The sequence below is a fragment of the Massilia sp. Root133 genome (assembly GCF_001426525.1).
GTDB lineage: Bacteria > Pseudomonadota > Gammaproteobacteria > Burkholderiales > Burkholderiaceae_D > Telluria > Telluria orientalis.
Genome location: NZ_LMEW01000032.1, coordinates 387,304 through 405,610, shown reverse-complemented (window position 1 = coordinate 405,610; position 18,307 = coordinate 387,304). Strand labels below are relative to the sequence as shown.

23 protein-coding genes and 1 pseudogene are annotated in these 18,307 nt (G+C 65.7%); 10 read left to right on the top strand and 14 right to left on the bottom strand.

Annotated features, from left to right (window positions below; translation table 11 throughout):
• Window positions 1-275 precede the first annotated feature (275 nt).
• Both ASD28_RS32010 and ASD28_RS22375 read left to right on the top strand, forming a co-directional pair.
• A complete protein-coding gene (locus ASD28_RS32010; RefSeq protein WP_156403666.1) occupies window positions 276-1,178 on the top strand; it encodes a hypothetical protein in 903 nt (300 codons plus the stop codon).
• 210 nt (window positions 1,179-1,388) lie between these two features.
• Window positions 1,389-1,643 carry a hypothetical protein gene (locus ASD28_RS22375; RefSeq protein WP_056133514.1) on the top strand — a complete coding sequence of 85 codons (255 nt, stop codon included), beginning with the start codon at window positions 1,389-1,391 and terminating at the stop codon, window positions 1,641-1,643.
• Window positions 1,644-2,027: 384 nt separating this feature from the next.
• Here ASD28_RS22375 and ASD28_RS22370 read toward each other — a convergent pair whose 3' ends face one another.
• The 3 genes from ASD28_RS22370 to ASD28_RS22360 form a co-directional block, all read right to left on the bottom strand.
• Window positions 2,028-2,384 (bottom strand): helix-turn-helix transcriptional regulator, encoded by a 357-nt coding sequence (locus tag ASD28_RS22370; protein WP_056133511.1) that lies wholly within the window; start codon window positions 2,382-2,384, stop codon window positions 2,028-2,030.
• On the bottom strand, window positions 2,371-2,838 hold the full coding sequence (locus ASD28_RS22365) for an SRPBCC family protein (RefSeq protein ID WP_056133508.1): 468 nt from the start codon (window positions 2,836-2,838) through the stop codon (window positions 2,371-2,373). Before ASD28_RS22365 ends, ASD28_RS22370 begins: the two co-directional genes overlap by 14 nt.
• Before the next feature lie 82 nt (window positions 2,839-2,920).
• Window positions 2,921-3,247, bottom strand: coding sequence for a hypothetical protein (locus tag ASD28_RS22360; protein ID WP_056133505.1), 327 nt, complete (start codon window positions 3,245-3,247; stop codon window positions 2,921-2,923).
• A gap of 100 nt (window positions 3,248-3,347) precedes the next feature.
• Between ASD28_RS22360 and ASD28_RS22355 the strand changes: the two genes are divergently transcribed.
• On the top strand, window positions 3,348-4,205 hold the full coding sequence (locus tag ASD28_RS22355) for a hypothetical protein (protein ID WP_056133502.1): 858 nt from the start codon (window positions 3,348-3,350) through the stop codon (window positions 4,203-4,205).
• A 71-nt stretch (window positions 4,206-4,276) separates the two neighbouring features.
• Window positions 4,277-4,642: a VOC family protein gene (locus tag ASD28_RS22350; protein ID WP_056133499.1), complete on the top strand. Its 366-nt coding sequence runs from the start codon at window positions 4,277-4,279 to the stop codon at window positions 4,640-4,642.
• On the opposite strand, the gene ASD28_RS22345 is transcribed toward ASD28_RS22350, so the two are convergent.
• From ASD28_RS22345 to ASD28_RS22330, 4 genes are all read right to left on the bottom strand, one after another.
• Window positions 4,643-5,107, bottom strand: coding sequence for a carboxymuconolactone decarboxylase family protein (locus ASD28_RS22345; protein WP_056133496.1), 465 nt, complete (start codon window positions 5,105-5,107; stop codon window positions 4,643-4,645).
• An 88-nt stretch (window positions 5,108-5,195) separates the two neighbouring features.
• Window positions 5,196-5,777, bottom strand: a complete 582-nt coding sequence (locus tag ASD28_RS22340; protein ID WP_056133492.1) for a DUF6058 family natural product biosynthesis protein — start codon at window positions 5,775-5,777, stop codon at window positions 5,196-5,198.
• Between the two features lie 77 nt (window positions 5,778-5,854).
• The gene (locus ASD28_RS22335; protein ID WP_056133488.1) at window positions 5,855-6,253 is read right to left on the bottom strand and encodes a TerB family tellurite resistance protein; all 399 of its coding nucleotides are present in this window, start codon (window positions 6,251-6,253) and stop codon (window positions 5,855-5,857) included.
• Window positions 6,254-6,276: 23 nt separating this feature from the next.
• Complete coding sequence (locus ASD28_RS22330; protein ID WP_056133623.1) at window positions 6,277-7,242, bottom strand: TerC family protein; 966 nt, start codon at window positions 7,240-7,242, stop codon at window positions 6,277-6,279.
• 118 nt (window positions 7,243-7,360) lie between these two features.
• Between ASD28_RS22330 and nhaR the strand changes: the two genes are divergently transcribed.
• A complete protein-coding gene (gene nhaR / locus ASD28_RS22325) occupies window positions 7,361-8,263 on the top strand; it encodes a transcriptional activator NhaR (RefSeq protein ID WP_056133619.1) in 903 nt (300 codons plus the stop codon).
• Here nhaR and ASD28_RS22320 read toward each other — a convergent pair.
• Window positions 8,253-8,483, bottom strand: a complete 231-nt coding sequence (locus ASD28_RS22320; RefSeq protein WP_056133485.1) for a hypothetical protein — start codon at window positions 8,481-8,483, stop codon at window positions 8,253-8,255. The two genes, nhaR and ASD28_RS22320, sit on opposite strands and share 11 nt — an antisense overlap.
• A gap of 66 nt (window positions 8,484-8,549) precedes the next feature.
• Window positions 8,550-9,461, bottom strand: a complete 912-nt coding sequence (locus tag ASD28_RS22315) for a LysR substrate-binding domain-containing protein (protein WP_056133481.1) — start codon at window positions 9,459-9,461, stop codon at window positions 8,550-8,552.
• Window positions 9,462-9,576: 115 nt separating this feature from the next.
• On the opposite strand from ASD28_RS22315, the gene ASD28_RS22310 reads away from it, so the two are divergent.
• Window positions 9,577-10,398 (top strand): CmcJ/NvfI family oxidoreductase, encoded by an 822-nt coding sequence (locus ASD28_RS22310; protein ID WP_056133478.1) that lies wholly within the window; start codon window positions 9,577-9,579, stop codon window positions 10,396-10,398.
• Between the two features lie 12 nt (window positions 10,399-10,410).
• Window positions 10,411-10,965: pseudogene (locus ASD28_RS33370) on the top strand (2-hydroxychromene-2-carboxylate isomerase); the annotation flags it as partial.
• Between the two features lie 15 nt (window positions 10,966-10,980).
• On the opposite strand, the gene ASD28_RS33365 reads toward ASD28_RS33370, so the two are convergent.
• A complete protein-coding gene (locus ASD28_RS33365; RefSeq protein WP_373994865.1) occupies window positions 10,981-11,094 on the bottom strand; it encodes a hypothetical protein in 114 nt (37 codons plus the stop codon).
• A 255-nt stretch (window positions 11,095-11,349) separates the two neighbouring features.
• On the opposite strand from ASD28_RS33365, the gene ASD28_RS22300 reads away from it, so the two are divergent.
• Entirely contained in the window at window positions 11,350-12,393 is a 1,044-nt protein-coding gene (locus ASD28_RS22300; protein ID WP_082577046.1) for a non-reducing end alpha-L-arabinofuranosidase family hydrolase, read from the top strand.
• Between the two features lie 13 nt (window positions 12,394-12,406).
• Here ASD28_RS22300 and alr read toward each other — a convergent pair whose 3' ends face one another.
• Window positions 12,407-13,546 carry an alanine racemase gene (gene alr, locus ASD28_RS22295; RefSeq protein ID WP_056133475.1) on the bottom strand — a complete coding sequence of 380 codons (1,140 nt, stop codon included), beginning with the start codon at window positions 13,544-13,546 and terminating at the stop codon, window positions 12,407-12,409.
• The gene (locus tag ASD28_RS22290; RefSeq protein ID WP_056133472.1) at window positions 13,543-14,847 is read right to left on the bottom strand and encodes a D-amino acid dehydrogenase; all 1,305 of its coding nucleotides are present in this window, start codon (window positions 14,845-14,847) and stop codon (window positions 13,543-13,545) included. Before ASD28_RS22290 ends, alr begins: the two co-directional genes overlap by 4 nt.
• A 106-nt stretch (window positions 14,848-14,953) precedes the next feature.
• Between ASD28_RS22290 and ASD28_RS22285 the strand changes: the two genes are divergently transcribed.
• On the top strand, window positions 14,954-15,439 hold the full coding sequence (locus ASD28_RS22285) for a winged helix-turn-helix transcriptional regulator (RefSeq protein WP_056133470.1): 486 nt from the start codon (window positions 14,954-14,956) through the stop codon (window positions 15,437-15,439).
• Here ASD28_RS22285 and ASD28_RS22280 read toward each other — a convergent pair.
• Complete coding sequence (locus ASD28_RS22280) at window positions 15,436-15,756, bottom strand: hypothetical protein (protein WP_056133468.1); 321 nt, start codon at window positions 15,754-15,756, stop codon at window positions 15,436-15,438. The genes ASD28_RS22285 and ASD28_RS22280 overlap by 4 nt on opposite strands.
• Before the next feature lie 165 nt (window positions 15,757-15,921).
• Complete coding sequence (locus ASD28_RS22275; protein ID WP_056133466.1) at window positions 15,922-17,154, bottom strand: cyanophycinase; 1,233 nt, start codon at window positions 17,152-17,154, stop codon at window positions 15,922-15,924.
• Between the two features lie 102 nt (window positions 17,155-17,256).
• On the opposite strand from ASD28_RS22275, the gene ASD28_RS22270 reads away from it, so the two are divergent.
• Entirely contained in the window at window positions 17,257-18,216 is a 960-nt protein-coding gene (locus ASD28_RS22270) for an MYG1 family protein (protein ID WP_056133463.1), read from the top strand.
• The last annotated feature ends 91 nt before the right edge of the window (window positions 18,217-18,307 follow it).

Sequence of the window (18,307 nt, the reverse complement as noted above, 5' to 3'; positions counted from 1 at the left end):
GCAACAGCCGGGTACACTGAGCCGTGCTGACCATCCGCTGTCGACCAGGAGCGGACCCAAAGGGATGGGGCAAAGTGTGGAGCCAACGGCGCAATTTGCGTCGGCTTTACCGGACAAGGCACGCATAACTGAACCGCGACACGTGCGCTGGTTGATGAAAAGCTGTCGAGAGCGCATTCAGGTCAAGGTAGGAATTCCAAACCGTAGATTTATCCCGATCATGCGCGATGCAGAGGCATGGGTGATGCAGAATCAACTAATTAAGCGAGCCATTTATGACCAGGACAATCGAAATCCTCAAACGGTTTTTAGGATATTTTGTTTTCTCTTCTGTGAGCATTGGCCTGACCGGATGTGCTATGTATTCTGGCACACCTTTTGCGTCTCCAGTTTCATCCACGACAATCGGCCTCTATACGAAATTAGCCGAGAAAAATGAACCGAGCCTTAGTGGCGATATTGATGCATTTAAAAAGGATGGACATTTCCACACCGTTGCTTATATTGCCGCAATAGCGGGCCTGGAGAACAGGGCCATTGAGCTTGCTTGCTATTCACAGGCTCCGGACGAGATCAAGCGTTATAATGCGGTTCCCGTAGCGGTGTGGGGGGTAATATCGTGGGACTATCGTAGACGAATTATGGACACTCTGCACTCGTTGCATGGAGGGGATTACGCCGCAGTGGCGCGTCGTCGCTCAATTCTTCATCAACTTGTCAAGGTATCCTCTGCTAGTCGAACGCGCGATTGGGAGACCGGATTTTTGATACACGCACTCGGCGATAGTTTTGCTCATGTGCATGGCGACTTGGAAAAGCCTGAAGCATTCGGAAGTCTAGTGGGGCACGGTTTCGAATTCTTTAATGATCCCGACGAAATTTTCGGCGGAGCCGAACCGAACAAGAACTATCATAAGTACGTGGCGTATACTTCATCTCTGTTCGAAGCCTTATCGACGTCGAGTAATGCTATCGGCCGGACGGCGCTGGCGTCTTTTCAAAATGATATAGCGCAGAAAGCTCAATCGGCTCGAGAGCCGCTCGACGTTATATCCACTTTACACGCATACGGAGGCACCTTCAAGGAGCAAGATTGCGAACGGTTATATAACGAAATAGACGATACCAAAGTGCGCGCGTTTTTGGTAGATTTAGAAAGGAAACTGGCTACTGGATGAATTTCGTCATCGAGCTTCAGCAACATCTATACGGTGCCAAATGATGCAAGCGGGGAACATCTGCAACGGGTCGGTTGCTGCCGGTCGTGACTATCCGCGAGTCCTCCAGCTCGGCAACTTGCTATGCTGAGCCGAACGGCCGGGTTCGGCCAGAAGCAGACATAAGCGGCCTTCAGAACAACCCGACCTCGGACTCATTGGAGTATCTGTATGACTCAAGCCTTACCTTTCCTCTGCGCGGCTGGGAACGTGGAAGTCCCGGCCTACCTCGTCCTCAGCCAGAAGGCTTACATCGTTACCGCACCCGGAAATGAGGGCTGGTACGCCGAGAAAGACGGCTTGCGTTTTCAGGCCGAAAGCTTGGTAGAACTACTTGGACTTGTCAGCATGTATGAGGCGCGTTGTCCTAACTGGGCAGCTTTGGACGAGGAGGTTGACGAGTTCTTGGCGAAATACGGTCACTAAGCTTTGGGTCGATAGCGGACTTAAACGGCCGTAGTTCGGCAGCGAAGATCGCGGCCGTGTTCCCAGACGGACTGATGCCATGGCCCGAGCACTTCTCCTGAAGACCTTTGTTCGCTCGCAGCAGGTCATCTCCCGACTCACAGCAGATCGCCGAAGGGCGAACGGCCACGTATCAACGATCGCACGACCCTAACGGGGATCCTGTTCGTGCTCGAGACCGGGATAGCGCGGGAATATTCGGGAAGTGTTCCACGGCTTCGCCGGCATCCTGGGGAAGCTCCACGAGGAAAGCTACACCCACGTGCAGGACGTCCGCGCCGCTTCCCACGGCTACCGCGGGCATACCCAGGAATACGGGTATCACCGCGGATAACGCCTGCCAGGTCACCCCGATTCGACGAACGCCTTGAGCCGCGCCAGGGCGACGTCCCACTCACGCCCGATGACTTCCAGCGTGCGCCGGGCGGCGTCCAGCTGCGCGGTGTCCAGCGTCCACCTGCGCTCGCGTCCGACCTTGACGTCGTGGACGATGCCGGCCTGGGCGAGGACCTGCATATGCTTGGTCACACCCTGCCGGCTGATGTGCGTGTTGGCGGTCAGCTGCGCGATCGAGAGGGCCCCGCCAGCGCAGAGCGCCGCAACCAACGTCAAGCGAGTGGCGTCTCCCAGCGCCGCGAACACGTTCGCCAGCGCCGGACCGGCATCGACCAGGTCGCGGAGTGCGGCGTCAGGCCGCGACATGGCGGACGATGTTCGTCAGCTGCGCATCCCAGCCGGCGCCGTTCATGCGGAATGCCTCGAGCCGCCGGTGCGGCGGGACGTTGTCGAATCCCGATTCGACGATCGTCAGCAAAGTACGGTTGGTTCCGGCGTCGGCGAGCGTGAACGTCACGAGTGTCGGCTGTTCTTCGCTGTAGTCGACGGCGGGATCGACGGCGTAGGGATGCCAGCGGAAGGACAGCAGTTCGAGCGGCTGCATGCGGTCGATGACCACGTCGAAATGGAGATGTTCGTAGCCCGGGTAGGTGATGTTCCCGCGTGCACGCTGGCCCGGTGCGAACGTCCGGCCCTTCAGGTCGGCGCCGAACCACCGGCCGAAGGCGTCGGCGTCGGCCAGCGCGTTCCACACTGTCGCGCGCGGCGCGTCGATGACGATGCTGCGTTCGATCCGGTCGGTATCCGATGCGTGCTCCATGATGGCTCTCCTTGTTGCGCTTAAGATGCAACCAAACGGTTGCGCATTGAGCAGTGTAGGACAGCAAGCGCGAATATGCAACTCACGGAAGATGAAGCGCGGCGTACCAGTCCGCGTACGGCGTGTTCTCGACGAGCCGGCGGTTGTAGTCGGGCGCGCCGTCCGTCCACCACGCGGGGCCGCGCTCGCCGAGGGCGTGCTTCGCCGCGTCGACGTCATCGCGCGCCCGCCGCTCCGCCTGCGCGTCTCCCGCCTTCTTCGCGGCGCCGACGGCGCGCCGCGCGCGCATCAGGCGGTCGACGAGCGCCTGCCGCGTGGCCGGATCGAGGTCCGGATTGCTCATGCGCCAGAGGCGGCCCGCGACGACGAAATAGCGGCCGTCGGGCGTGACGGGGTGTTGGGTGGGCATCGCAATATCTCGTAACACTTGTGAGGAGCGGTCTTAACGCCATTTTACAGACGAGCGCCTTATCCTTTTCGCACCATCCCGGACACGAAAGGACACCTCTATGCGCGACCATTCCCCGGTCGGCCGCCTGGCCGACGAACTGGCAACCGCCGACGTCAGGTTCACGATCACCGACGGCCAGGTCACCGGCCTTGAACATGTGATCGGCAGCCGGACCATCGCGGCCAGCCTGCCCGCCGACGCGACGTTCGCCGTCGGCACGGGCACGGTCACGGAGACGCTGACCCGCGGCACGGCCACGGCGATGCTGACCTGGACCGTGGATGCGAGCGACGCCGGCCTGTATCACCTGACGCAGGAAGTGCGCAGCTTCGACACGACCGCCGCCAACACGCCGACCTACGGTTTCACGGTGGCCAATGGGGCCGTGACGGGCATGACCCAGACGTTCGGCACGTCGGGATGGACCCACGACGTGGCCGTCGGCGACCTGGCGGCGAGCGTGTTCACGGTCGACGGCAGCGCCGTCACGGAAACGGCGATCCGGGGCAATACGCTGGAGACGCTGACGTACACGACGACGGACGGCACGACGTACAAGCTCGCGGCGGAAACGCTGACCGTGGTGCCGGTGGGGACGGCGGCGACGGCGCTGGACGTCGAGCCGTACGAACGCATGCGCTTCACGTTCGACGGCGCCACGGTGACGGCGGCCCAGGCAGTCAAGCCGGACGGCACGGCGGTCGATGTCCACCTGGGCTCCACCGTCACGTACGCGCAGGCGGCCGCGGGCTATGTCGTGGAGACGATCACCCGCGGCAATCACGCCTACTACGAGGTCTTCCACGACGGGAATGGCGACGGCGTCTACACGGCTGTCGCACACGGGCAGGGCACGACGGTCGATCTCGTCGGGCTGCAGGCGCAGATCACGCCGCAGATCGACGCCTTGCTCTGATCCGCTTTCCATTTTTCCAATCCACGGCCGCGCGAATCGGGCATCATGGCGCCTTTACGACAGGAGACACCATGATCAAAGGATTGCGCACCGTGACCTATCCCGCGGCCGACCTCGGCCGCGCCAAAGCCTGGTTCGCCGACGTGTTCGGCGTCCAGCCCTATTTCGACCGGCCGTTCTACGTTGGTTTTGCCGTCGGCGGGTTCGAGTTGGGACTCGTTCCGGACGGCACGCCGGGCACGACGGGGTCGACGACGTTCTGGGGCGTGGACGACATCGCGGCCGAGGTCGAGCGCATCGTCGGCCTCGGCGCCACCGTCCACGCGGCGATCCAGGAGGTGGGCGAGGGCATCAAGGTGGCGGAACTGCAGGACCCGTTCGGCAACATCCTCGGGCTCATCGAGAACCCGCTGTTCGACCCCGCCGCCGTGCGCTGATTACATGCCGGCCGGCGGCTCGACCGGGATCGGGTTGCGCAGCGACAGGTTGATCGCGTTCCAGCCCCGGATGACGGCGATCGTATAGCCCAGTTCCGCGATCTCGCCCTCGCTGAAATGCTCGCGCAAGGCGGGCCAGGCGGCGTCCGTGTCGTCGCGGTGGGGCAGGGCATTGACGGCGTCGGCCCAGGCCAGCGCGGCCCGTTCGCGCTCGCTGAAGAACGGCGATTCGCGCCAGGCGGCCACGCTGTTCAGGTGGCGCGGGTCGGCGCCCTGCTTGATCAGGTCGCGCCAGTGCATGTCGACGCACACGCCGCAGCCGTTCTGTTGCGAGACGCGCAGGTTGACGAGTTCCACGAGGCGCGGGCCCAGCGCGCCCTGCTTGACGGTCTGGGACAGGTTGACCATGGCCTTCAGCGCGGACGGGGCCAGGGTGAACAGGTTGATGCGGGCAGCGTGCGACATGATGGTTCCTTTCGTTGGCGGGGCTGCGGAATGCAGCCTTCTAACCATTAGACGGAACGGCTCCCGGCTTTGTGACAGGTCCCGCGAATTATTTCAAACCGTATCGCGCGCGCGAGCTGCGGGCTCGTTCGTGCGGGGCGAACGGGCTGCTCGCGCGGTCCAGCAGGTCGCGTGCCCTGGCCAGCCGTTCCCGCTCATCCGCGTCGAGCACACGGCCGTCATCGGTCAGCATGCGGATGACGTGGATCGCCAGCTCCTTCGCCGCGATGTCCTCGGGCAGGCCGGAGCGCGTGCACAAGCCGTAGGTGCCGGCGATGAAATGCTGCCATTCGCTGCGCAGGTGCGCGTCCGTCGCGTCCATGTCGAACAGGGGCAGGGCGGCCAGCGCCGCCCGGTAGCGCGCCGCGAACAGCGTGTACGGATCCTGGGATCCATCCAGCAGCATGCGCAGCCACTCGACATAGCCTTTCGCAAACCAGTCTTGCGTGTGCGTTTCCGTGTGGTCGCCGAAGTACGACGCGCAATCGATCCTGACGTGCAGCCGGTACGACGGTGCCGGCATCGCGCCGGCGGCCGTGACGGCGTCGAGATGCGCACCGTCCGTGGCGCAGGCCGCGAGCAACTGCCCGCGGGTGAGGAAATGGGTGTGCAGGTAGTCGATGAGTTCCATACACCCATGCTAGCGGGAGCCAGTCCGCGACGATTCGGCCGCGGCCGAAGCATCCGCCAGCATGGGCAAGCCTCGGGTCAGTGCGCCGTGACGAAACCCGATTCGGCGCCCCAGCGGATCGCGGCCCGGTTCAGCACGATGGCTTCCGCGTCCGCCAGCCAGCCGTCGGCATCGGCGAGGCGCCACATGGCGCCCAGCAGGTTGCGGCGCAGTTCGGGCGCGTCGACGTCGTCGAGGAAGGCGTCGATCGTCGCCGTGTCGACGTGCACGTTGCCGTGGTGCGCCGTCGCGAGCAGGTCGTTGCACAACTCGTGCAGGACGGCGTCGAACTCGTCGTCGTCCAGCGCGATGTGCTCCAGGATCCGCGAACGGTAGACTGCCTTCAGTTCGCTGAGGGCGACGTTGCCGTCGACGATCATCGTCAGGGCCAGCAGGCGGCCGGCGGCGCGGGGACTGTTCTTGGGGTATGAGCGCATGTCAGGTTCTCCAGTAAAAGACGTTAGTTGGCGTCGTGCTTGCGCGCGACGTACAGGCTGGCGATACAGCTGCCGGCAATGAGCACGGCGACGACGGTCAGCGACGCCTGCACCGGCATGTGATACCAGGGCATGATCAGCATCTTTGTGCCGATGAAGGTCAGGACCATCGCCAGGCCGTACTTCAGCAGGTGGAAACGGTCGGCCATGTCGACCAGCAGGAAGTACAGGGCACGCAAGCCCAGGATCGCGAACAGGTTCGACGTGAAGACGATGAACGGGTCCGTCGTGATGGCGAAGATCGCCGGGATCGAGTCCACCGCGAAGATCAGGTCCGTCGCTTCGATCAGCAGCAGCACGAGGAACAGCGGCGTCACGTAGCGGATCCCGTTTGCGGCCACGAAGAATTTCTCGCCATGGTCGCCTTCCGCCACGCGCAGGTGCTTGCGGGCGAAGCGCATCACGGGACTCTGCTTGACGTCCGGTTCCTTGTCGGCCGCGACCAGCATGCGCATGCCCGTGAGCAGCAGGAAGGCGCCGAAGACGTACAGCACCCAGCTGAATTCGCTCACGACCCACGCGCCGGCGCCGATCATGACGGCGCGCATGACGATGGCGCCGAGGACGCCGTAGACGAGCACCCGGCGCTGGTATTGCTGGGGTACCTGGAAGGCGGTGAAGATCATCAGGAACACGAAGATGTTGTCGACCGAGAGCGCCTTTTCGATGAGGTAGCCGGACAGGAATTCGAGCGCCTTCTGGTCGGCCACGTCGGCGCCGACCGTCGTCTTCAGGTACCACCAGAGGCCGCCGTTGAACAGCAGCGCCATGCTGACCCACGCGATCGACCACAGCCCCGCTTCCTTCACGCCCACCTTATGTGCTTTGTTGCCGCCGAACACGAACAAGTCGAGCGCGAGCATCACCAGCACGAACCCGACGAAGCCGGCCCACATCGGGCCGCTCGCAATAGTCTCGATTCCGTTCATCATCGCCCTCCGGTCATCGTTGCGGTTGATTGAACGTTCACTATAGATGGCAGGTAAGGATCGGACTAATCGTGTTATCTTTCATCATTCATCGACTTTTTCGATGTATTCGAACGCCATGAGCTCACTCAACTACAAGCATTTGCGCTACTTCTGGATGGTGGCAAAGACCGGCAGCATCGCCACGGCCGCCGCGCAGCTCCACCTGACGCCGCACGCGATCTCGGGGCAGCTGTCCGAGTTCGCGGCCACGCTGGGGGTGCAGCTGTTCCGGCGCGCCGGGCGCAACCTCGAGTTGACCGAGGCCGGCCGGCGCATTGCCCGCTCGGCCGAACAGATTTTCACGGCCGGGGATGAATTGCTGGAACTCGTGCGGAACAGCCAGCTCGCGTCGCCGCAACCGTTTCGCGTGGGGTGTGCCGATTCGGTCTCGAAACTCATCGCGTGCAGGCTCGTGGAGCCGGCCCTGAAGCTGGAGGAACCGGTCAGGCTCGTGTGCCGCGAAGGCCGCCTCGACAACCTCCTCGCGGACCTGGCCGTCCATCGTCTCGACCTCGTCATCGCGGACCGGACGATCCCCGCGCACTTCAGCGTGCGTGCCTACAACCACTTGCTCGGGGAAAGTTCGATGACCGCGTTCGCCACCGCGGACCTGGCGGCCCGGCTGGGACCGGATTTTCCGGCGTGCCTCGAGAATGCCCCGGTGCTGTTCCCCGGCGAGGATGTCGCGATCCGGGGCCGTTTGCTGCACTGGCTGGAAAGCGGCGACATCCACGTCCGGGTCATCGGCGAGTTCGACGACAGCGCGATGATGCAGGCATTCGGCCAATCAGGGGCGGGGGTGTTCTTCGCGCCGACGGTCATCGCGGCGCAGGTGTGCGACCAGTACCAGGTCGTGGCGCTCGGCACGGTCGATGCGGTGGTCGAGCAGGTCTACGCGATCACGACCGAACGGCGCATGAGCCATCCGGCCACGGTCGCGATCGGCGCGCTCGCGCGCGACATGCTGTTCAGGGCTTGATGTGCGGCTGCGTGGCGCCCGGGTTCAGGATCTGGTTGGTGTCGATCTGGTCCTTGTTGATCACCTGGGGGTTACCGGTCTGGTGCCGGCGCGGCAGCATGCTGCCGGTGGGGGGCTCGCGGTCCTCGCGCGCGAGTTGCGGTCCGTCGCTGGTCGGCGCTTCGGCGCAGCCGGCCAGGACGCATGCCGCTGCCGCGGCGCTCAGGAGATGTTTCAGCATGCCTGGTAGTCCTTCGTTGATTGGTTTGGGTCTCGCCAATATAGTCGCGATACCGGATGAAATCTGTCATCGATTTGTCGCCGCGGCCTCCGCAAGAATCCAGTCCCGCACTGCCGCCAGTGCGCGGCTGTCCGCACCGGGCCGCGTCAGCAGCCAGTAGCCGTGATCGGTCGTCACGGGCGGCCGCGCCGTCGCCACCGCGAGCTTGCCTTCGGCGAGCAGGTTGCCGACCAGCGCCAGGCGGCCGAGTGCGACGCCCTGTCCGGCCAGCGCCGCCTGCACCACCTGGTCGTACTGGTTGAACAGCAGACGGCCGTTGCCGGATGTCCCCGTCTTGTGGCCGGCGCCGCGCAGCCAGTGCTTCCACTGGAGCCAGGGCCGCGAACTGTCGTCGTAATCGATCAGCACGTGCCGGCGCACCTGGGCCGGTTCCTCGATGGCCGACACGCCCAGCGACGGATGCGCGACCGGGATGAGGATCTCGCTGAACAGGCGGACCGCGTCGCCCGGCGCCGCCGTGTCGGGGCAGTAGCGGAGGGCGAGGTCCATGCCGTCGCGGTCCAGGTCCATCACGCGATTGGTGGCGGCGACGCGCACGTCGATGTCGGGCGACCCGCGCTGGAAGGCGCCCAGCCGGGGCAGCAGCCAGAGCGCGGTGACGCCGATGGTGGCCGTGATGGTGATGCACGGCCGCTCGGCGGGAGGACGCAGCATACCGATCACGGACCCCAGTTGTTCCAGCATCGGATCGGCATTCCGGAACAGGTGCCGGCCCTCGGGCGTAAACTCGATGCTGCGATACCCGCGCACGAACAGGCGGCAGCCGAGGGTCGCTTCCAGCGCCTGGATCTGGCGGCTGACGGCGGACTGCACGATGCACAAGTCCTGCGCGGCCAGCGTGATGCTCATGCGGCGGCCCACCGCGACGAAGGTGCGCAGCAGGTCCAGCGGCGGCAGGTCGATCAGTCGGCTCGGCATGGGCAGGTTCCTGACATGCCGGTTCGGCATGCGGCACGGTCATTTTAAACGTTTGAAGGGCAGGCCGCGACAGCATGTAATGAAGACTCTTCGCCACTTCATCCAAGGACCCGGCATGCATCCCGCCACCGTCGACGCGACACTCGAGTACCTGCAAAGCGCAGACCGCAAACCCGTCACCTGGATGCTCGCGCCGCCCGGCGGGCATGCATGGGACACCTGCGATTACGCAGCCATGCCCGTGACGATCCGCGACGGCCGCGCCGCCGCCGAGCCGCCCGCGCTCGACCGCGAGGGCTTCCAGCTGTGCAGCGCTCCGAGCGCGATGCCGTCGTTCGCCGGGCGCGACGCCATCGAGCGCGTGTACTACCGCGAGATGGAGGCGCTGGCGCGGGCCGTCACCGGCGCGCGCCGCGCCATCGTGTTCGATCATCTCGTACGCCGGCGCGATCCCGGCACCCTGACGCCGTTCGGCGCGCGCGACGGCCAGCGTCCCAGCACCGCCACGCGCGTCCACTGCGACTTCACGCCGGCGTCGGCGCAGCGCAGGCTGGCGCTCGAGATGGAAGCGCACGGCTTCCGGCCGGCCGCGCGCCATGCGATCCTCAACCTGTGGCGCACGACCAGGCTGCCGGTGCTGGACGCGCCGCTGGCGGTCTGCGATGCGCGCACCGTGGCGCGGTCGGATCTCGTGGCCGCGGACATCGTCTACCCGACCCGCACCGGCGAGATCTTCGAAGTGCTGCACAACCCGGCCCACGCGTGGTCGTATTTTCCTGCGATGCAGTTCGACGAGGTGCTGGTGTTCAAGCAGTACGATTCCCTGGACGGCATGCCATGCTTCACACCGCACGCCGCGTTCGCCCATCCGGACACGCCGCCCGGCACGCCGCCGCGCGAGAGCATCGAGATCCGCTGCCTTCTCATCTTCGACTGACAGGAGCCGTACATGGATACGATCGAATTCTGGTTCGACTTCGGCAGCAATTACAGCTACCTGAGCATGATGCGGATTCGTGGTCTCGCGGCCGCCGCGGGCGTGCGGGTGGTGCCCAGGCCATTCCTGCTCGGGCCGATCTTCAAGGCGCAGGGGTGGGAGACGTCGCCGTTCGTGCTGCAGGAGGCCAAGGGGCGCTATGTGTGGCGCGACATGGAGCGGCAGTGCGCAAAATACGGCTTGCGCTGGCGGCGGCCTTCCGTTTTCCCGCGCAACGGGCTGCTGGCCGCGCGGATCGCGTTGCAGGGGGAGGGGACGGCGTGGGAATTCGCATTCTGCGAGCAGGTCATGCTGGCCAATTTCGCGGATGACCGGGACATCGGCGACGAGGCGGTCATCGGCGCCATCCTGGCCGGCCTTGGCGTGGACGGCGGGGCGGTCATCGAGGCGGCGCGGTCGGAGGCGTGCAAGTCCGCACTCCGTGCGCGCTCGGCTGCCGCCCAGGCCCGCGGCATCTTCGGTGCGCCCACGTTCTTCGCGGGCGACGAGATGTTCTGGGGGAACGACCGGCTCGAGGACGCGCTACGTGAACAAGCCCTGCGCCACCGCCAGGACGAGCGCCAGGGCCGCGAGGGCAACCAGGACGCCGGTCCAGCCGGGGTGCCCGAAGTTGAGCGTCCAACCCATCATCGGCATGGCCTTGGGAACCAGCAGGCGCGTGTCGCGCTTGCTGGCATACAGGCCGAGCGGTCCGCGCCAGGTCCAGTTGGCCGGATTACGCCACTCGATCTCATTGATGTCGTCCTGCTTCATCTCCGCCGCCCCGGTCGGACAATTTCATTGGCACGATTGGCGGAAAACATACATCTCCGCGATTTTTCGCATTAGATCCATAGCATACAATCTCCCGCGACTGCCTGCATCATTCAACGTGCCAACAATAGGAACACCATGAAATTTGGGAAGTGCATTCTCGGGGCGATACTCGCCGCCGTGCTGGCGACCAGCGCCGCCGAGCCCGTACAGGCGCCTGCAAAGTCGACGTTCGACTGGACGTCGAGCGCACCGCTGGTATCGCCTCAACCGGCTTCAGGCCAGACGATTTATGGTGTCAAAGACCCGTCGATCGTGTACGTGGACGGCAAATATCATGTGTTCATGACGACCGCCGGCTCCAAGGGCTGGGGGCTCGCTTACACGAGCTTCGGCAAATGGACGGACGCCGCGTCGGCGAAGATCGTCCCGCTCGACAAATCCCCGATGGGTCCGGGCTATCGCGCCGCGCCGCAGGTGTTTTATTTCGCGCCGCAGAAAAAATGGTATCTGGTCTACCAGGGCGGCGATCCGCTGTATTCGACGTCGGACGATATCGGCGATCCGATGTCGTGGAGCGCTCCGAAACCGTTCTTTTCCGTTGCTCCGGATATCATCAAGCCACCGCAAGGGCAGGGCTGGCTGGACTTCTGGGTGATCTGCGACGACAAGAAATGCTATCTGTTCAATACCGATGACCATGGGCGCTTGCTGCGCTCGGAAACGGGGGTGAGCGAGTTCCCGAACGGCTTCCGCAATACCGTCGCGGTGATCAGCGAAAAGACCGAAGATGTATTCGAGGCCAGCAACACCTACCGGATCGCGAATTCGGATACGTACATCACGCTGGTGGAGGCAATCTCGCCGAAAGGGCGCTACTTCCGCATCTGGAAGAGCGATCGCCTGGACGGAAAATGGGAACCGTTTTCGTCCGCGCCGATGAATACGTTCGCCGGCCACGATAACGTCGAACGGCTGTGGTCCGAAGGCATCTCGCACGGTGAAATGATACGGACAAATGCGGATCAGACGATGACGATCGATCCGTGCCGCCCTCTCGAATATCTGTTCCAGGGGAACGACCCGGCAGTGCGCGTGGACGATTACATCAAGCTGCCGTATCGCCTTGGTGTCATTACCGCGAAAGGCGACAATCCGGTGAGCGCGCTCTGCCGCCGGTAGGCAGGGGTAAAGGCTACCCGCCCACGTAACGCCGCTCGAACCGCGCACCCAGCCGCGTCAGCACTTCGTAGCCGATCGTCCCGGCCTCCGCCGCGACGTCGTCGACATGCTGGTGCGGCCCGAGCAGCTCGACGCTCATGCCCGGCTGCAGGCGCGCGTCCGGAATGCCGGTGACGTCCAGCGTGATGCTGTCCATCGACACGGTGCCCGCGACCGGCACGCGCACGCCGTCGATGTACGCGCTGCCGCGGCCGGACAGGGCGCGCAGCCAGCCGTCCGCGTAGCCGATGGCGATGGTGGCGATGCGGCGCGTGCCCTCCGCCACGTAGCGCGCGCCGTAGCCGACGGCGGCGCCCGCCTCGATCGTCCGTACCTGCACGATGCGCGCATCCAGCGAGACGGCCTGGCGCAGCGGGTTCGCATGGCCCGGCTGCGGGTTGATGCCGTACAGCGCGGCGCCCGGGCGCGCGAGGTCGTAATGAAAATCGGGGCCGAGGAAGACGGCCGACGAATTCGCCAGGCTCGCCGGCATGGCGGGGAACTGCGCGCGGATGGCGTCGAAGCGCAGGCGCTGGCGCGCGTTCATCGGATGGTCCGGCACGTCCGCGCAGGCCAGGTGGCTCATCAGCAGGACCGGGTCGAACGCGGCCAGCCAGTCGCGCGGGTCGCCCAGCGCGGCGAGATCGGCGGGCGCGAGGCCCATGCGCGACATGCCGCTGTCGGCCTGCACCGCGGCCGCGAGACGGCGGCCGATGCGTGCGCACAGGGCGCTCCATTCGCGCACCTGGCCCTGGTCGTTCAGCACCGGCGTCAAGCCGTGTTCGAGGAAGTCGGCGGCGGTGCCCGGCGGCGGGCCATGCAGGACGTAGACGGTGCTGCCGGGCGGGACGATGCCGCGCAGGCGGATGCCTTCGTCGACGTGGGCCGTGAAGAACACGCGGCAGCCCGCGCGCACGAGCGCGGGCGCCACGCGCGCCATGCCGAGACCATAGGCATCGGCCTTCATCACGCCGGCGACGACGGCGCCGGCCGCGCGTTCCGCCAGCAGGCGGTAATTCGCCGCGATGGCGTCCAGGTCGATCGTCAGGACGGCGCCGGCACGGGCCGCCTGGCCAGGGTCGACGATGTGCGTGGGATGGGCGACCGCGTTCATGCCTTGGCCAGCTCCGCGCGCACGTTCGCGGTGCGGGTGCCGGCATAGCGGAACACGGCGAGGTCGTCGGCGTGGATGGCCGGGACCTTGCCGCTCACCAGGTCGGCGATGACGCTGGCCGAGCCGCACGCCATCGTCCAGCCCAGCGTGCCGTGGCCCGTGTTGAGGAACAGGTTCTTCAGCGGCGTCGCGCCCACGATCGGGGTGCTGTCCGGCGTCATCGGACGCAGGCCCGTCCAGAACGTGGCGCGCGCCACGTCGCCGCCACCCGGGAACAGGTCGTTGACGACGAGTTCCAGCGTCTCGCGCCGGCGCGGATTCAGCACCTTGCTGTAGCCCGCGATCTCCGCCATGCCGCCCACGCGGATGCGGTCGTCGAAGCGGGTCACGGCAATCTTGTAGGTTTCGTCGAGGATCGTGGAGACGGGGGCCCTGGCCGCATCGACGATCGGCACCGTGATCGAATAGCCCTTGAGCGGGTAGACCGGGACGCGGAACTGATCCTTCAGCAGCAGGCGCGAATAGCTGCCCAGTGCCAGCACGTAGCGGTCCGCCGTCACCCGGCCCCGCTCCTGTCCTTTCCTGGTCTGCACGCCGACGATCTGGCCATTGGCGATATCGAGGCGCTCGATCGCGGTGTCGAACTGGAAGCGCACGCCGAGGTCGCGTGCCATCTGCGCGAGGCGCGACGTGAACAGCTGGCAGTCGCCGGTCTCGTCGTTCGGCAGGCGCAGGCCGCCGACCAGCTTGTTGCGCACGTGGGCCAGCGCCGGCTCGGCCTGCGCGAGCTGCTCGCGGCCGAGGACGTCGAACGCCACGCCGGCCCGTTTCAGCACCTCGATGTCCTTCGCGGCACCGTCGAACTGCGCCTGCGTGCGGAACAGCTGCAAGGTGCCTTGCTGGCGGCCTTCGTAGGCAATGCCCGTCTCGGCTCGGAGCGCACGGATGCAATCGCGGCTATATTCGGCCAGGCGTACCATGCGTTCCTTGTTGACGGCGTAGCGGCCGGCGTCGCAGTTTTTATACATTTCCCACATCCACTGGAGCTGGAAGAGGGAGCCGTCCGGCTGGATCGCCAGCGGCGCGTGGCGCTGGAACAGCCATTTGAACGCCTTCAGCGGAATGCCCGGCGCCGCCCACGGCGACGCATAGCCCGGCGAGATCTGGCCGGCGTTGGCGAAGCTGGTTTCGAGGGCCGGACCCGGTTGACGGTCGATCACGGTGACGTCGTGGCCGGCCTTCGCCAGGTAATAAGCGGTGGTCACGCCGACCACGCCGCTGCCGAGTACGATGACGCGCATAGTTTTCCTTGTGTCTCTGTTATTCTAGAATTAGAAGATGTTTTTATTGTAGTGGTAGGAATGCGATAATTGTTTCGGTTTGCCATCAACTTTTCAGTGAAAAATCATGCGCGTGCAAAAAGACTCGAACCGTGTGCTGGACCGCATCGACCTGCACATCCTCTACATCCTGCAGGACGACGGCCGCATCGTGATGAAGGACCTGGCCGAGCGCGTCGGCCTGTCGCTGACGCCGTGCATCGAGCGGGTCAAGCGCATGGAGCGCGACGGCGTCATCGCGGGCTACCACGCGCGCGTGGCGCCGCGGGCGCTGGGGCTGCAGGTACTCGTGTTCGTGGAAATCACGCTGCGCCAGAAGTCGGAGCAGGCGTTCGAGCGCTTCCGCCGGGCGATGCTGGCGATTCCCGAGGTGATGGAGTGCCACCTCGTGTCCGGCGATTTCGACTACCTGATCAAGGCGCGCATTCCGGAGATGACGGAATACCGGAGATTACTGGGCGAGATCCTGCATGTGGCGGACGGCGGCCAGTCGAAGAGTTACGTCGTGATGGAAGAGGTCAAGGAGACACTGGCCGTGTCGATCGCGCGCTAGTCGCCGTCGCGCAGCCACGACTTCGACCGGGAGCGGGCCACGATGGGGCTTTCCACCGGCGTGGGGGCGACGAAATCGCGCTCCACCTGGCCTGGATCCGCGTGCGGCTGCGCGGGCCTGGCCGACATATGGGACTTCACCCCGACCGCGCAGCGATAGATGACCGCGGCCCCGGCGATGATGATCGCGCTGACCGTGATCGCGAGGCCGTCCGGCCGGCCGGCCACGACCAGGATGCAGGCCACGACGATGAGGTCGAGACAGACCAGATAGTTGAAGCGGGCGGGGCTATCAGAATCGTTTCTTTTTACCGACATACGAACTTCCGGGGAAACTTGCGGTGACGCGACGCTGGCGCACCGCAATCGATCGAACCCCGGCATTCTAACATTTCCGCATGGAAATATCAGTACTCGACACGGCGCAAAGTGCCGGACGCTGAACCGGGTGGTCGAACCCGGGTCGGCGACAAGCGCGGCGTGTCATTCCGCCCGATACAGCGGCAACGCCAGCTTCACCGGCTGCACGTCCATCCGCACCCGGTACACCGAATAGGTATCGGCCCGGTTCGACGTCCAGCCCTCGCTCTCCGGCGTGCGCGTAAAAGTGAATTCGAAGCCGCGGTCGGCCGCGGCGCCGGCCGGGTCGCCGAACGCGATGCCCGTGGCGCGCGCCTGGTCGCTGTCGCACAGCTTCATCAGCAGGTCGACGACGGCCGTGTTGCCGAGGATGTCGGCGGCGAACAGCGGGCCGCGGTACGACGGGTCGGCCGGGTCGACTTTTTCCTTGTCCGGGCCGGGCGTGAAGCGGCCGCTGGCCGGGTCGTAGCGGTCGCCGCTGTCGAGGTAGCTGATGCGGGCGCCCGTGACGTTGAAGCCGGTGCGCGCGGCGTCCACGCTGGCCTGGCCGAGGTCGAGCAGCAGCGCGCCCTTATAGCCGATGACGGCGATCGACCGGTCCGGCGCGACCACGGCCGCCGTGTTCTCGTCGATGCCGAGGCCGAGTTTGTAGTGCTTGGCCAGCATCGCGGGCAGCATGCGGGCGAAGCGGCCGCGGATCAGCAAATGCTGGTCGACGAACACCTCGTCGCCGATGAAGCCGAGGCCCGGCGCGATGTCGCGGCCGTCCGTGATGCCGTCGCGCAGCGTGGGCAACGGAGCGCGGCCTTCGTAGAACATGGTCTTGCTCATGATGGCGGCGCCGGCGCTCGTGCCCGCGATGACGCCGCCGCGCCGGTACAGGTCCCACAGCGCGTCCAGCACGGCGCTGGCGCCGCCGTCGGCGTGGCGCAGCGCGGCCGTGATGCGGCCCTGGTCGCCGCCCGTGAAGAACGCGCCGCCGGCCGAGCGCACGCTGGCCGCCAGCTGCGGGTCGTCGGCGGCCCGGCGCACGTCGGTGCCGGCCAGCCTGGCGGCCAGCGGCACGACGAACGGGCGGGCGCCGTAGCTGGCCAGGATCTCGGCCGTCAGGCGGCCGGAGCGCTCCGGATTGCCTGCCGCCGTCGGGAACACGGCGATGCGCGCGCCGCGTCCGCCGGCGAGCTCGACGATCTTCTTCCACACGGGGGCGTTGTCGGCCCGCAGCGCGCCGCCCGCGATGACGAGCGACCCCTTCGCGCTGCCCGCGGGTGCCTGCGCGTCCGCGCGCGCGGCGGCCGGCGCCAGGCCGAGGCTCAGTACGAAAGCGAGGGGCAGGGTCGGAAAGCGGATCGCCATGGGGTCGTCTCGATGCGGATGGGAATACAAAGCATGATACCCGTGCCCGGCCTTGCGGCCAAAGCCGGTATCATCGGGGTATGCATTCAGACTGGAGCCAGTATGTTGATCGTGACCCACAGCGGTAAATTCCACGCGGACGATGCGTGGGCGGTGGCCGTGCTGCTGTTGTTGTATCCCGACGCGGAGCTCGTGCGCACGCGCGACCCCGCGATCATCGCGCGGGCCGACGTCGCCATCGACGTGGGCGGCGAGTGGAACCCGGCCGCGGGCCGCTTCGACCACCACCAGAAGGGCTTCGACGGCGCCCGCATGAGCGGCGTACCGTATGCCAGCGCCGGCCTCGTGTGGCGCGAATACGGCGCGCGCTGCGTGGCGCTGCTGGCCGAACGGCACGCGGGCTACCGATTGTCGGAGGAGGGCGCCCAGCAGATGGCGTACGCGATCGATGCGGACGTCGTGCAATACCTCGACCTGTCCGACGTGGGCGCGGCCCGCAACGCGCCGGGCAGCTATGGCCTGTCCGCGATCGTCTCCGGCTTCAACCCGAACTGGCTTGACGAGCAACGGCTCGGCTATGGCCCTGCGGCCGAGGCCTACCGCGACGAGCAGTTCCGGCGCGTGCTGGGCCTGCTCACGGACCTGATGATCAATGCGGTCAAGTACCGCGTCGGTGCGCAGCTCGCCGTGGAGCAGGTGCGGCATGCCGAGGTGCTCGAAGGCGGCCGCGTGCTGTATCTGAAAAATGCCGCGCTGCCGTGGACGGCCATCGTGCGCAAGGAGATGCCGAAGGTGCTGTTCGTCGTCAGCTACAGCCTGGCCGAGCAGCGCCACATGATCCACACGGTGCCCGTCAGCGCCGAGAGCTTCGACGCGCGCGCCGACCTCCCGGCCGCCTGGGCGGGCCTGCGCGATGCCGACCTGGCCGCCGTCACCGGCGTGGCGGATGCCGGTTTCTGCCACAACGGCCGCTTCATCGCCGCCGCGAAGTCGTTCGAAGGCATACTCGAGATGGCGCGGCAGGCGCTGCGTGAGGTGGATGCGCAGGCCTCGACAGCGTGATCAGCCGTTACGATTTCATCAAATGTGTGTGGTTTTTTGGTGCGATATCGCCGAAAAGTGACAGAGATTCTTGCTGGTCTTTACACCGACA

Excerpts from the sequence above, each read along its gene's own strand:
- ASD28_RS32010 (WP_156403666.1), top strand. The coding sequence starts at position 276 with ATGACCAGGACAATCGAAATCCTCAAACGGTTTTTAGGATATTTTGTT.
- ASD28_RS22375 (WP_056133514.1), top strand. The coding sequence starts at position 1,389 with ATGACTCAAGCCTTACCTTTCCTCTGCGCGGCTGGGAACGTGGAAGTC.
- ASD28_RS22370 (WP_056133511.1), bottom strand. The coding sequence starts at position 2,384 with ATGTCGCGGCCTGACGCCGCACTCCGCGACCTGGTCGATGCCGGTCCG.
- ASD28_RS22365 (WP_056133508.1), bottom strand. The coding sequence starts at position 2,838 with ATGGAGCACGCATCGGATACCGACCGGATCGAACGCAGCATCGTCATC.
- ASD28_RS22360 (WP_056133505.1), bottom strand. The coding sequence starts at position 3,247 with ATGCCCACCCAACACCCCGTCACGCCCGACGGCCGCTATTTCGTCGTC.
- ASD28_RS22355 (WP_056133502.1), top strand. The coding sequence starts at position 3,348 with ATGCGCGACCATTCCCCGGTCGGCCGCCTGGCCGACGAACTGGCAACC.
- ASD28_RS22350 (WP_056133499.1), top strand. The coding sequence starts at position 4,277 with ATGATCAAAGGATTGCGCACCGTGACCTATCCCGCGGCCGACCTCGGC.
- ASD28_RS22345 (WP_056133496.1), bottom strand. The coding sequence starts at position 5,107 with ATGTCGCACGCTGCCCGCATCAACCTGTTCACCCTGGCCCCGTCCGCG.
- ASD28_RS22340 (WP_056133492.1), bottom strand. The coding sequence starts at position 5,777 with ATGGAACTCATCGACTACCTGCACACCCATTTCCTCACCCGCGGGCAG.
- ASD28_RS22335 (WP_056133488.1), bottom strand. The coding sequence starts at position 6,253 with ATGCGCTCATACCCCAAGAACAGTCCCCGCGCCGCCGGCCGCCTGCTG.
- ASD28_RS22330 (WP_056133623.1), bottom strand. The coding sequence starts at position 7,242 with ATGAACGGAATCGAGACTATTGCGAGCGGCCCGATGTGGGCCGGCTTC.
- nhaR (WP_056133619.1), top strand. The coding sequence starts at position 7,361 with ATGAGCTCACTCAACTACAAGCATTTGCGCTACTTCTGGATGGTGGCA.
- ASD28_RS22320 (WP_056133485.1), bottom strand. The coding sequence starts at position 8,483 with ATGCTGAAACATCTCCTGAGCGCCGCGGCAGCGGCATGCGTCCTGGCC.
- ASD28_RS22315 (WP_056133481.1), bottom strand. The coding sequence starts at position 9,461 with ATGCCGAGCCGACTGATCGACCTGCCGCCGCTGGACCTGCTGCGCACC.
- ASD28_RS22310 (WP_056133478.1), top strand. The coding sequence starts at position 9,577 with ATGCATCCCGCCACCGTCGACGCGACACTCGAGTACCTGCAAAGCGCA.
- ASD28_RS33365 (WP_373994865.1), bottom strand. The coding sequence starts at position 11,094 with ATGCCGATGATGGGTTGGACGCTCAACTTCGGGCACCCCGGCTGGACC.
- ASD28_RS22300 (WP_082577046.1), top strand. The coding sequence starts at position 11,350 with ATGAAATTTGGGAAGTGCATTCTCGGGGCGATACTCGCCGCCGTGCTG.
- alr (WP_056133475.1), bottom strand. The coding sequence starts at position 13,546 with ATGAACGCGGTCGCCCATCCCACGCACATCGTCGACCCTGGCCAGGCG.
- ASD28_RS22290 (WP_056133472.1), bottom strand. The coding sequence starts at position 14,847 with ATGCGCGTCATCGTACTCGGCAGCGGCGTGGTCGGCGTGACCACCGCT.
- ASD28_RS22285 (WP_056133470.1), top strand. The coding sequence starts at position 14,954 with ATGCGCGTGCAAAAAGACTCGAACCGTGTGCTGGACCGCATCGACCTG.
- ASD28_RS22280 (WP_056133468.1), bottom strand. The coding sequence starts at position 15,756 with ATGTCGGTAAAAAGAAACGATTCTGATAGCCCCGCCCGCTTCAACTAT.
- ASD28_RS22275 (WP_056133466.1), bottom strand. The coding sequence starts at position 17,154 with ATGGCGATCCGCTTTCCGACCCTGCCCCTCGCTTTCGTACTGAGCCTC.
- ASD28_RS22270 (WP_056133463.1), top strand. The coding sequence starts at position 17,257 with ATGTTGATCGTGACCCACAGCGGTAAATTCCACGCGGACGATGCGTGG.